This window comes from Gordonia liuliyuniae (genome assembly GCF_021738805.1).
In the GTDB taxonomy this organism is placed as follows: Bacteria; Actinomycetota; Actinomycetes; order Mycobacteriales; family Mycobacteriaceae; genus Gordonia; species Gordonia liuliyuniae.
The window spans coordinates 307,889-319,593 of sequence record NZ_JAKKOR010000003.1; the positions used below are offsets into that span (position 1 = coordinate 307,889).

10 protein-coding genes are annotated in these 11,705 nt (G+C 66.1%); 2 read left to right on the forward strand and 8 right to left on the reverse strand.

Translation table 11 applies throughout. From position 1 onward, the window contains the following. Positions 1-4: 4 nt before the first annotated feature. Both arc and L5G33_RS05415 read right to left on the reverse strand, forming a co-directional pair. Positions 5-1,672, reverse strand: coding sequence for a proteasome ATPase (gene arc / locus L5G33_RS05410; protein WP_236997128.1), 1,668 nt, complete (start codon positions 1,670-1,672; stop codon positions 5-7). 84 nt (positions 1,673-1,756) lie between these two features. Beyond that, positions 1,757-2,587: a tRNA (adenine-N1)-methyltransferase gene (locus L5G33_RS05415; RefSeq protein WP_236997129.1), complete on the reverse strand. Its 831-nt coding sequence runs from the start codon at positions 2,585-2,587 to the stop codon at positions 1,757-1,759. Between the two features lie 62 nt (positions 2,588-2,649). On the opposite strand from L5G33_RS05415, the gene L5G33_RS05420 reads away from it, so the two are divergent. Next, positions 2,650-3,507: a thioesterase family protein gene (locus L5G33_RS05420; protein ID WP_236997130.1), complete on the forward strand. Its 858-nt coding sequence runs from the start codon at positions 2,650-2,652 to the stop codon at positions 3,505-3,507. A 59-nt stretch (positions 3,508-3,566) separates the two neighbouring features. Here L5G33_RS05420 and hisG read toward each other — a convergent pair whose 3' ends face one another. From hisG to metH, 4 genes are all read right to left on the reverse strand, one after another. Beyond that, complete coding sequence (hisG, locus tag L5G33_RS05425) at positions 3,567-4,415, reverse strand: ATP phosphoribosyltransferase (protein ID WP_236997131.1); 849 nt, start codon at positions 4,413-4,415, stop codon at positions 3,567-3,569. A 13-nt stretch (positions 4,416-4,428) separates the two neighbouring features. Then, a complete protein-coding gene (locus L5G33_RS05430; RefSeq protein WP_236997132.1) occupies positions 4,429-4,692 on the reverse strand; it encodes a phosphoribosyl-ATP diphosphatase in 264 nt (87 codons plus the stop codon). 120 nt (positions 4,693-4,812) lie between these two features. Continuing rightward, complete coding sequence (locus tag L5G33_RS05435) at positions 4,813-5,496, reverse strand: HAD family hydrolase (protein ID WP_236997133.1); 684 nt, start codon at positions 5,494-5,496, stop codon at positions 4,813-4,815. Between the two features lie 66 nt (positions 5,497-5,562). Further along, positions 5,563-9,174, reverse strand: a complete 3,612-nt coding sequence (gene metH, locus L5G33_RS05440; protein WP_236997134.1) for a methionine synthase — start codon at positions 9,172-9,174, stop codon at positions 5,563-5,565. 51 nt (positions 9,175-9,225) lie between these two features. On the opposite strand from metH, the gene L5G33_RS05445 reads away from it, so the two are divergent. Continuing rightward, positions 9,226-10,098, forward strand: a complete 873-nt coding sequence (locus tag L5G33_RS05445) for a PAC2 family protein (protein ID WP_236997135.1) — start codon at positions 9,226-9,228, stop codon at positions 10,096-10,098. Between the two features lie 15 nt (positions 10,099-10,113). On the opposite strand, the gene L5G33_RS05450 is transcribed toward L5G33_RS05445, so the two are convergent. Together L5G33_RS05450 and mshC are read right to left on the reverse strand one after the other, a co-directional pair. After that, positions 10,114-10,422 (reverse strand): hypothetical protein, encoded by a 309-nt coding sequence (locus L5G33_RS05450; RefSeq protein WP_236997136.1) that lies wholly within the window; start codon positions 10,420-10,422, stop codon positions 10,114-10,116. A gap of 4 nt (positions 10,423-10,426) precedes the next feature. Continuing rightward, positions 10,427-11,677, reverse strand: coding sequence for a cysteine--1-D-myo-inosityl 2-amino-2-deoxy-alpha-D-glucopyranoside ligase (gene mshC, locus L5G33_RS05455; protein WP_236997137.1), 1,251 nt, complete (start codon positions 11,675-11,677; stop codon positions 10,427-10,429). Positions 11,678-11,705 lie beyond the last annotated feature (28 nt).

Below are 11,705 nucleotides of genomic sequence, written 5' to 3' on the forward strand. Positions count from 1 at the left end.
CAAACTACAGATACTGCCCGGTGTTCGATTCGGTGTCGATGGCGCGGCTGGCACCGCTCCCCTTACCGGTGACGAGCGTCCGAATGTAGACGATGCGCTCGCCCTTCTTACCCGAGATCCGAGCCCAGTCGTCCGGGTTGGTGGTGTTCGGCAGGTCTTCGTTCTCCGAGAACTCGTCGAGGATCGAGTCCATGAGGTGCCCGATCCGCAGGCCGCGCTGCCCACTCTCCAGGTGCGCCTTGATCGCGTACTTCTTCGCGCGGTCGACGATGTTCTGGATCATCGCGCCGGAGTTGAAGTCCTTGAAGTACATGATCTCTTTGTCGCCATTGGCGTAGGTCACTTCGAGGAAGCGGTTGTCGTCGGTCTCCGCGTACATCCGCTCGACGACGCGCTGGATCATCGCGTCCACACAGGCCTGCGGCTGCCCGCCGAACTCGGCGACGTCGTCCGGGTGCAACGGCAGATCGACGGTCAGGTACTTGGAGAAGATGTCGATCGCCGACTCGGCGTCGGGACGCTCGATCTTGATCTTCACGTCCAAGCGGCCCGGGCGGAGGATCGCGGGATCGATCATATCCTCGCGGTTCGACGCGCCGATCACGATCACGTTCTCGAGGCCTTCGACACCATCGATCTCGCTGAGCAGCTGCGGGACGACGGTCGTCTCGACGTCGGAGGAGACGCCCGAACCGCGGGTGCGAAAGATCGAGTCCATCTCGTCGAAGAACACGATCACCGGGGTTCCTTCGGACGCCTTCTCTCGGGCGCGCTGGAAAATCAACCGGATGTGGCGTTCGGTCTCGCCGACGAACTTGTTGAGGAGTTCGGGGCCCTTGATGTTCAAGAAGTACGATTTCGCCTCGGCCGAGTTGTCGCCGCGGTGTTCGGCAATCTGCCGCGCGAGCGAGTTCGCGACCGCTTTCGCAATGAGCGTCTTGCCGTTGCCGGGAGGACCGTACAGGAGCACGCCCTTCGGCGGACGCAACGAGTATTCGGAAAACAGGTCGCTGTGCAGGAACGGCAGTTCGACGGCGTCGCGGATCTGCTCGATCTGTCGGCGCAGACCACCGATGTCCGTGTAGTCCACGTCCGGCACCTCTTCGAGGACGAGGTCCTCCACTTCAGCCTTCGGGATCCGCTCGAGCGCATAACCGGCCTTGCCGTCGACGAGAAGCGAATCGCCGGGCCGCAGCTTCCGGTCGGACTCGCCTCCCCCGTCGATGTGGACGAGCGTGTCGGCGAGCTGCACCACCCGCTCCTCGTCGGTGTGCCCGACGACGAGCGCACGGCGACCGCCGTCAAGGACCTCACGGAGAGTGGATATCTCACCGACCTCGTCATAGCCGAGTGCTTCGACGACGGTCAGCGCTTCGTTCAATCGAACCGACTGGCCGCGGTTCAACGCCGCGACGTCGATGTTCGGCGACACCGTCAATCGCATCTTGCGTCCGGAGGTGAACACGTCGACGTTGTCGTCGGAGGCGACACCGAGGAGGACGCCGTAGCCGCTCGGCGGCTGACCGAGATTGTCGACCTCTTCGCGCAGTGCGACGAGCTGTTGGCGTGCTTCCCTGAGCGTGTCGAGAAGCTTCGCGTTGCGCTCGGTCAGTTTGTCGATCTGCTCCTGCGGAGTTTGTCCCTGCGCACCAGACTCCGTCGTCGGGGTCATCGGTCCTCCTTCGTCCCTGTACAACCTGTGATGTCGTACAGCTTGTGACGTTGTACAAACTGTGACGCTGTACCTGCTTCTACGCTACCCGCGTGTCGGACGGCGTTTCACCCGGAGGGTTTCCGTGCCGTCGGCCAGTCGGCGTGCCGTGATGAGGAACGCGGTGTGACCCTGCATGCGGTGCTCGGGGCGAACAGCGAGACCGACGGCGCTCCACTCCCGGACCAGCGACTCCCAGGCGCGCGGTTCGGTCCAGCACTGCAGGTCCCGCAGGCCTTCCATCACTTTCGACAGCTGCGTGACGGTGGCGACGTAGACGGTGAGGACACCGCCGGGCTTGAGCGTCTTCGACACGAGTTCGAGCTGTTCCCACGGCGCGAGCATGTCGAGGATGATGCGGTCGTACTGGTCGGCCGGATCATGGTTGGCGAGGTCGTCGACCACCAGTCGCCAGTTGTCCGGCCGCTTGCCGAGGAAGGTCTCGACGTTGCGGACCGCATGCTCGGCGTGATCGTCGCGCACCTCGTACGACAGGACCGACCCTTCGGTCCCGACCGCGCGCAGCAGCGACAGCGTCAACGATCCCGATCCGGCGCCTGCTTCGAGGACGCGAGCGCCGGGGAAGATGTCTCCCTCGGAGACGATCTGCGCGGTGTCCTTCGGGTAGATCACCTGGGCGCCGCGCGGCATCGACAGGATGTAGTCGGTGAGCAGCGGACGGAGCGCGAGATACTCGGTTCCGTTGACCGTTGTGACGATCGACCCCTCATTCGCGCCGAGCAGGTCGTTGTGTTCGATACCGCCCTTGTGGGTGTGGAACTGCTTGTCCGGTTCGAGGACGACAGTGAACTTGCGCCCCTTGGAATCGGTGAGTTGCACGCGGTCGCCCTCGGCGAATGGGCCGGTCGTCGGCATCGGTGTGGGTGTCCTTCGGGTCGAGGGCGAGCTGAGACTCCCCCAAGCATAGAGTGGCGCTCATGTCTGAGCATGCACCGGCAGCCCCCAGCTACTACCGTCCGATCGCCGCGCCCGACGGCGCCGATCCCGGGTACGAGTACTTCGTCCCGACGGCGGCAACGGTGAGCGTCTGGTCGTCGGACATCCAGCACGGCGGTCCGCCCGCCGGTCTGATGATGCGTGCATTGATCCGCGCCGCAGGCGACGACGGGAAGGCGTTCACGCGGGTCACCACGGAGATTCTCGGCGCGATGGGCCTGGGCGTGAACCGAGTCCGCGCATCGGTGGTGCGACCGGGCAAGCGCATCTCTCAGGTGGCCGCCGATCTCGAGGTGCAGGCGCCGTCCGGCGAGTTCCGGGTCGTGGCACGCACCGTCGCGTGGCGGATCATGACCGGCGACTCGTCGCCCGTCGAGCATTCGCCGGTGCCACCGCTTCCCGCCGGACCGGACGAGCTCCCGCAGATCGTGGGTTTCCCCGACGATGGTGAGATGGCTGTCCCGTGGGGCAAGATCGGCTTCATCGGGACCACCGTCATCGCACGCCAGGCCGGTCGGAACGGGCAAACCCCTGCCGTCTGGATTCGCCCTGCGATCGGGTTGATCGAAGACGAGGAGATGTCACCGCTCGAATCGATGTTCACGGTGCTCGACGTCGCGAACGGCGTCGGCACACAGCTCGATCCGACCCAGTGGTCGTGGATGAACATGGACACGACCGTGCATCTCGTCGCACAGCCGACGAGCCCCTGGTTGGGCTTAGACGCGGACCTCGCGATCGGGGCCGCCGGTTACGGCGCTAGCTTCGCCGACCTGTACGACGTCTCCGGCTTCATCGGCCGGTCCGCCCAGACCGATATGATCGCCCCCGCCGGCTGAGCGGACGCTGACCGGAGAGGCCCGTGCGCGACGCATCACAAAGGTGCGTGCGCGACGCGTCAGAAACGGCAGCTGCGGATGTCGGAGGCGAGGATGGCGCGGACGCCGAGCTCAGACAGGTCGTCCATCAACGACTGGTGCGTCTTGCGCGGGACCATCGCTCGGACGGCGAGCCAATCCGGGTCGAGCATCGGTGACACCGTCGGGGACTCGATACCCGGAGTCTTGGCGACGGCGGCGTCCAGGAGGGTCTTCGGGCAGTCGTAGTCGATCATCACGTACTGCTGACCGAAGACGACGCCCTGCACGCGTGCGATGAACTGTTTCGCAGCCTTCGACGGCTCAGGCGATTCGGGATTGCGGATCAAGACCGCTTCGGAGTCGCACAGCGAGTCGCCGAAAGCCGTGAGATCGTGCAGTCGCAGGGTCCGCCCGGAGCCGACGACGTCGGCGATCGCATCGGCGACCCCCAATTGGATGGAGATCTCGACGGCGCCGTCGAGGCGGATGATCTCCGCTTCGATCCGTCGTTCGGCGAGGTCGCGGCGCACGAGATTCGGGTATGACGTCGCGATCCGCTTGCCGGCGAGATCTTCGACCCCCCACCCCTGGTCGGCAGGCGCGGCGTACCGAAAGGACGACGACCCGAAGCCGAGCGCCACCTCTTCGAGTACCTCGGCGCCGGAGTCGGCGGCCAGGTCACGCCCGGTGATTCCGAGATCGAGGGTCCCCGCTCCGACGTAGATCGCGACGTCTTTGGGACGCAGGAAGTAGAACTCGACGTCGTTGTTGACGTCGATGACGGACAGGTCCTTCGGATCGGCCCGCTTGCGGTAGCCGGCTTCGGAGAGGATCCCGGCAGCGGCTTCAGACAATGCGCCCTTGTTCGGGACTGCGACACGCAACATGAGTCAGACGTTCCTAGAGGTAGCGGTAGATGTCGGCCGGGTTCAGGCCGCGTTTGATCATCATGACCTGGAGCCAGTAGACGAGCTGCGAGATCTCTTCCGAGAGCGCGTCGTCGGACTCGTGTTCGGCGGCCAACCACACTTCGCCCGCTTCTTCGATGATCTTCTTGCCGAGCGTATGGACGCCGTGGTCAAGCGCGGCCACGGTGCCGCTGCCTTCGGGGCGGGTCTCGGCCTTGTCGGCCAGCTCAGCGAAGAGTTCGTCGAAGGTTTTCACGTGACCTATTTTCGCACGACGCGCACGACGTCGGATGACCGGCCCGTTGATCCGGTGAGAGCGCCGCGACCAGCTTCCGCCCCGCCGGTTGAGCGATGTGAGGGGAGCCAGCGACGGTGCTCAAACGTGGGGGTGCGCGAGGGCGGCCGCCAGGTCGTCGAGGGTGAGACCGACGAGCGAGTCCCGGTAGGTGTACGTGGCGCGCGGCTGCACCTCGATCGCCGACGGCACGATGATCGCGCGCACGCCCGCGGCGAACGTCGCGGCCGCACCTGCGGGCGAGTCCTCGACCGCCAGGCAGCGGCCGATCGGGAAACCGACGAGTTCGGCGGCACGACGGTAGATGTGCGGCGCGGGTTTGCCAGCCTCGACCTCGTCGCCGCACACCGTCGTGACGAACCGTTCGGCGCCGATCGTCGACAACAGCACGTCGGTCACCTCCCGCATCGTGTTCGTCACGAGAACCATCGGGATGTCGGCTCCGGCAACCAACTCGAGCGCGTCGACCGCGCCCGGCCGCCACCGCGGGCCGCCGTCGAACAACTCGAGGACACGCTGAACCATCCAGTCTTCGTCGGCGTCGAAGTCACGACCGGCCTCGGGGACGAGGGCCGCGTCGTACACCTTCGTCATCGCGTCGACCGAACTGTTTCCCATCGTCGAATCCCGCAGCGCGTCGGTCATCTCGATGTCGAGCCGGTTCGCGAACTCGACGAGAACCTTCTCCCACAACGGTTCGGTGTCGAGCAGCGTCCCGTCCATATCCCAGAACAGGGCGTCGGGAAGGCGTGCGTCATCGGTCACTGGTGTCCTCCTGGAATGGGTCGGGCGCGAACTGGTCCGACCCCCACCCTAGGCACGCCAACCGATCTACGTGTTGAAGTACTTGGCCTCCGGGTGGTGCAAAACGAACGCGTCCGTCGACTGCTCGGGATGCAACTGCAGTTCCTCGGACAGTTCGACGCCGATTCGGCCCGGCTCCAACAGGTCGATCATCTTCGCGCGGTCCGCCAAGTTCGGGCACGCCCCGTATCCGAATGAGTAGCGGGCGCCCCGGTACTCGAGGTCGAAGAAGCCCTGCGGCAGGTCCGGGTCCTCGTCGGCCATCACGCCACCGGTGAACGACAGTTCGCTGCGCACACGCTGATGCCAATACTCGGCGAGTGCCTCGGTCAACTGCACACCGATGCCGTGAACCTCCAGGTAGTCGCGGTACGAGTCCGCCGCGAACAGTTCGTTGGCGAAGTCGGCGATCGGCGTGCCCATCGTCACCAACTGGAAGGGCAGCACGTCTACCTTCCCGTCGGCGAGCGCCTGCTCACGGGACCGGATGAAGTCGGCGATGCACAGGAACTTCGAACGCTGCTGGCGCGGGAACTCGAAACTGTGCCGGACCGGCGACGACGGATCCGGCGATTCGAGCACGTGGACGGTGTCGCCCTCACTCACCGCAGGGAAGTAGCCGTAGACGACGGCGGCGTGCTGCAGGATGCCCGCCGTCGAGAGCCGGTCGATCCATTCGCGCAGCCGCGGCCGCCCCTCGGTCTCGACGAGATCCTCGTAGCCCGGCCCGTCGTCGCCACGCGTGCCGCGAAGGCCCCACTGGCCGAGGAACAAAGCACGCTCGTCGAGCATCGCCGAGTAGTCGGCGACCGGGATGCCCTTGACGATCCGAGTGCCCCAGAACGGCGGCGTAGGAACCTCGTTGTCGGCGGCGACGTCCGACCGCGCGGGAACCTCGACGGGAACCTCGGCGGCCTTGCGCTTCTCGGCGATCCGCTTGGAACGTTCGCGTCGCTCTTTGCGTTCGGCGACCTTCGCGGCCGCAGCTTTGGCCTCCGGGCTGTCCGGGTCCGGCCCCTCACCACGTTTGATCGCCATGATCTCGTCCATGAGGGTCAGTCCCTCGAACGCGTCGCGGGCGTACCGGACGTCACCCTCGTAGATGTCGGCGAGGTCGCCCTCGACGTACGTTCGGGTCAGCGCGGCGCCGCCGAGGAGGACGGGGAGTTCGCTCTTGCCGCGCGAGTTCATCTCCTCCAAGTTCTCCTTCATCACGACCGTCGACTTCACGAGCAGCCCCGACATGCCGACGACATCGGCCCGATGCTCCTCGGCCGCGGACAGAATCGTCGCGATCGGCTGCTTGATGCCGATGTTGACGACGTCGTACCCGTTGTTGCTCAGAATGATGTCGACGAGGTTTTTTCCGATGTCGTGGACATCACCCTTCACGGTCGCCAGGACGATGCGCCCCTTGCCGTCGTCGTCGGAGGCCTCCATGAACTGTTCGAGATGCGCGACTGCGGCCTTCATCACCTCCGCGGATTGCAAGACGAACGGCAGCTGCATCTGACCCGAGCCGAACAGCTCGCCCACAGTCTTCATGCCGGCGAGCAGGTGGTCGTTGATGATGCTCAATGGCGGAACCGTCGACCGTGCCTCGTCGAGGTCTTCGATGAGACCGTTGCGTTCACCGTCGACGATGCGTTGCGCGAGCCGCTCGAACAACGGCATCCGGGCCAGTTCAGCGGCACGCGATTCGCGCGCCGACGCCGCCGAGACGCCCTCGAACAGCTGCATGAGCTTCTGCAGCGGGTCGTAGCCTGCATCGTCCGGTCCGTCCGCGCCCTGCTCGCGTCGCCGGTTGTACACCAGGTCGAGAGCGGTCTCTCGTTGCTCGTCGGGGATGCGAGCCATCGGCAGAATCTTCGACGCGTGGACGATCGCCGTATCCAGGCCCGCGGCGACGCACTCGTGCAGGAACACCGAGTTCAGCACCTGGCGGGCCGCCGGATTGAGCCCGAACGAGATGTTCGAGATGCCGAGCGTGAAGTGAACCTCGGGGTGCGACTCCTTGATCCGGCGGATCGCTTCGATCGTCTCGATGCCGTCGCGACGGACCTCTTCCTGCCCGGTCGAGATCGGGAAGGTGAGGGCGTCGATGATGATGTCCTCGTCGGCCAGCCCCCAGTTCTCGGTGAGGTCGGTGATCAACCGCTCAGCTATCGCGACCTTGTGGTCGGCGGTGCGCGCCTGCCCCTCCTCGTCGATGGTGAGAGCGACGACCGCCGCTCCGTGTTCGACGACGTGCGCCATGATCCGAGCGAAACGGGAGTCGGGGCCGTCACCGTCCTCGTAATTCACCGAGTTGACCGCGCACCGGCCGCCGAGATGTTCGAGGCCGGCCTTGATCACGTCCGGCTCGGTCGAGTCGATCATGATCGGGAGCGTCGACGCCGTCGCGAAACGACTCGCCAACTCCGTCATGTCGAGCGCACCGTCGCGGCCCACGTAGTCGATATTGAGGTCGAGCATGTGGGCTCCGTCGCGCGTCTGCGCCTTCGCGATGTCCAGACACTTCTGGTATTCGCCCGCGAGCATCGCCTCACGGAACGCCTTGGACCCGTTCGAGTTGGTGCGTTCGGCGACGACGAGGAAGCTGGCGTCCTGATCGAACGGGACCGCCGTGTAGAGCGACGACGTCTCCGACACGTGGTCGGGGGTGCGCTCGCGTGCCTGCAGGACGCTCACCGCGTCGGCAACCCGACGAATGTGCTCGGGCGTGGTGCCGCAGCAGCCGCCGACGAACTGGAGACCGTAGTCGGTGACGAACGACGAGAGCGCGTCGGCCAGTTCGGGCGCCGTGAGCGGGTATTCGGCTCCGTTCTTGCCGAGCACCGGGAGGCCTGCGTTCGGCATCACCGAGATCGGCACCCGCGAATGCTTGGAGAGGTAGCGCAGGTGCTCGCTCATCTCCGCGGGGCCGGTCGCGCAGTTCAGCCCGATGACGTCAACGCCGAGCGGCTCGATCGCGGCCAACGCCGCGCCGATCTCCGACCCGACGAGCATCGTGCCAGTGGTCTCGACGGTGATGTGGGCGATGATCGGCAGATGCCGACCGAACTCGTCCATAGCCCGGCGGGCCGCGACGACGGCCGCCTTCAACTGCAGCAGATCCTGGCAGGTCTCGATGAGGATCGCGTCGGCTCCACCGTCGAGCATGCCGAGCACGCACTCCTGGTAGGCGTCCCGGATCGCGGCGAACGTCGTGTGACCCAGGCTCGGCAGTTTGGTGCCGGGGCCGATGGAACCGAGGACGAACCGGTCGGTGCCGTCCGCGGACGGGCCCATCTCATCGGCCACCCCGCGTGCGATGGCCGTGCCCTTGTAGGCGAGTTCACGGATCCGGTCCGCGATGTCGTAGTCGCCGAGGTTCGACAGGTTGCAGCCGAAGGTGTTCGTCTCGACAGCGTCGGCACCCGCTTCGAAGTAACGTCGGTGGATGCTGGCGAGCACGTCCGGACGGGTCTCGTTGAGAATCTCGTTGCAGCCTTCGAGGCCGAGGAAGTCCGTGTCGACGTCGAGATCTGCGTTCTGCAGCATCGTTCCCATGGCTCCGTCGCCGATCAGTACGCGGCTCGACATCGCCTGCAGGAATGTCGAGTCGTAGTTGTCTGGTCGAGTCGAGGAGTATGGCATGCCCCCTAGGGTAGTTCGCCCCAGTTCGTACTCCCCCGTAGGCTCTGCCCAGTGAACTCTCCGCGTCCCCCTGGACTACCCGTACTGCGCCGCCCGGTCATGATCGTCGCCTTCGGCGGATGGAACGACGCGGGCGATTCCGCCACCGGTGCGGTGGAACATCTGGCTCTGACCTGGGAGGCCACCGATCTTCAAGAGATCGATGGCGAGGAGTTCTACGATTTCGCGTCGACGCGGCCCACGATCGCCCAAGTCGACGGGGTGACCCGACGCATACAGTGGCCGAGCACGTCGGTGTCGTACGCGACGCTCCCCGACAGCGAGCGCGACGTCGTGTTCGTCCTCGGCCCGGAACCGAATCTGCGGTGGCGAACCTTCTCCACGCAGCTCGTCGACCTCGCCGAGGCGCTCGGCGTCGAGCTCGTGGTGATGCTGGGCGCGTTGCTGGCCGACACCCCGCACACTCGGCCGGTGCCGGTGTCGGGGTCCGCCGAGACGAAGTCCGCCGCGACCCGCTTCGGGTTGTCGCCGAGCAAGTATGAGGGGCCGACCGGGATCACCGGAGTGCTGCAGGACGCGTTTGTCCAGGCGGGCGTTCCGTCGATCTCACTGTGGGCGGCGGTGCCGCACTACATCGCGCACCCGCCGAACCCGAAGGCCGTACTCGCCCTGCTGGACCGTCTCGAAGCGGTCATCGAGGTATCGATCGACACTGGGCCGCTCGCCGAGCAGGCCCAGCAATGGCAGGAGGCCGTCGACGAGATGATGTCGGACGACGACGACATGGCGGCGTATGTTCGGGAGCTCGAGGAGACCGAGGACGCAGCGTCGTCGGACGACGAGGGCGCGCTCACCGAAGTCGACGGCGACACCTTGGCCGCCGAGTTCGAGCGGTACCTGCGTCGCCGCAACGAAGGCCAGTGACGCTAATGCGTCGGTTCAGCCGATCTGTTCGATCTCGACCACCGGGGTCGTGATCCGCCAGGTCCGCACGTCCGGGTCGTCGGCGGCCGATACCCAGAACTGAGCCGGCTCGCCGACAGTGCACTGTTTGACGCCGAGCAGCGGGATGTCCTGCGAGTCGCGCCGCAGCTCGCTGACCTCCCACCGTTGGTCATCGTGCCTGCCGACGCCGGGCGCACGCAGCAACGTCATCTCGCCGAAGTCGAGCACGTACGTCGATGTGTGCGTGACGACGGTCCACACTCCTTCGGAGGTGCTGGCTGGAATGGTGGTCTTCCGAGGCATGCCGTCACCCTCGCGGTGCGATGTCGACGCCGAGGAGTGCATCGACCGCGTCCGCGATCAGCCCAGGCGACTCGGTCGAGGAGCCGATCCCGAGGATCGCGTCCGCAGCCCAGGCGTCGACTGCGGCGAGCGCTTTCGGCGTGTCCAGGTCGTCGGCGAGGTGCTGGCGCAGCCGGGCGACGGTGTCCGTCGCGTCCGGCGCGGTCGCCACGCGTGCGGCCCGTCGCCACGTCGCCAGGCGCCGTTCGCCGTCGGATAGCACCTGATCGGTCCACATTCGGTCCTGGCGGTAGTGGCCGCTGAGCAGGCCGAGGCGGACGGCACTCGCGTCGACGCCGTTGGCGCGCAGCACCGACACCTTCACCAAGTTTCCGAGGCTCTTGGACATCTTCTCCCCGTCCAGCCCGATCATGCCGGTATGGACGTAGGTGCGCGCGAACCGTCGCTCACCGGTGGCGGCCTCGGCGTGCGCGGCGGAGAACTCGTGGTGCGGGAAGATCAGGTCGCTGCCGCCGCCCTGAACGTCGAACCCCATCCCGAGCCGGTTGAGCGCGATGGCCGAGCACTCGATGTGCCAGCCGGGTCTGCCGTCGCCGAACGGCGACGGCCAAGCGGGTTCGCCGGGACGCTGCACACGCCACAGCAGCGCGTCGAGCGGATTGCGCTTGCCCTCCCGGTCCGGATCGCCGCCGCGTTCGGCGAAGAACGTGGCCATGGTCTGTACGTCGTAGTTCGACTCGTAGCCGAACTGGGGCGTCGCGTCGACGTCGAAGTAGACGTCCGGATACTCGGGGTCGTCGACGATGTACGCGGCTCCGATCTCCAAGAGCCGCTCAACGGCGGCGACGACCTCGTCGACTGATTCGACGGCTCCGATGTAGTCACGGGGCGCCAACACGCGGAGTGCTGCCATGTCGTCGCGGAAGAGGTCGATCTCCCCCGACCCGAGGTCACGCCAGTCGACGCCGTCACGCTCCGCACGCTCGAACAGCGGATCGTCGACATCGGTGATGTTCTGGACATAGTGCACGTCGTGGCCCTGATCGCGCAGGACCCGGTTGATCAGGTCGAACGTCACATAGGTCGCGGCGTGGCCGAGGTGGGTGGCGTCGTACGGGGTGATACCGCAGACGTACATGGTGGCTACCGGCCCCGGAGCCAGTGGTTTCACCTGTGCGTCGGACGTGTCGTAGAGGCGGAGGGCCGGTGCGGTGCCGGGCACGGAGGGAATCTGGGGCGACGACCACGACTGCATGCGTCCAACTGTATGTGTGGTGTGCCCG

What these genes read in the sequence shown, in the direction of transcription:
- arc (WP_236997128.1), bottom strand. Translation starts at nt 1,672, where the DNA reads ATGACCCCGACGACGGAGTCTGGTGCGCAGGGACAAACTCCGCAGGAG.
- L5G33_RS05415 (WP_236997129.1), bottom strand. Translation starts at nt 2,587, where the DNA reads ATGCCGACGACCGGCCCATTCGCCGAGGGCGACCGCGTGCAACTCACC.
- L5G33_RS05420 (WP_236997130.1), top strand. Translation starts at nt 2,650, where the DNA reads ATGTCTGAGCATGCACCGGCAGCCCCCAGCTACTACCGTCCGATCGCC.
- hisG (WP_236997131.1), bottom strand. Translation starts at nt 4,415, where the DNA reads ATGTTGCGTGTCGCAGTCCCGAACAAGGGCGCATTGTCTGAAGCCGCT.
- metH (WP_236997134.1), bottom strand. Translation starts at nt 9,174, where the DNA reads ATGCCATACTCCTCGACTCGACCAGACAACTACGACTCGACATTCCTG.
- L5G33_RS05450 (WP_236997136.1), bottom strand. Translation starts at nt 10,422, where the DNA reads ATGCCTCGGAAGACCACCATTCCAGCCAGCACCTCCGAAGGAGTGTGG.
- mshC (WP_236997137.1), bottom strand. Translation starts at nt 11,677, where the DNA reads ATGCAGTCGTGGTCGTCGCCCCAGATTCCCTCCGTGCCCGGCACCGCA.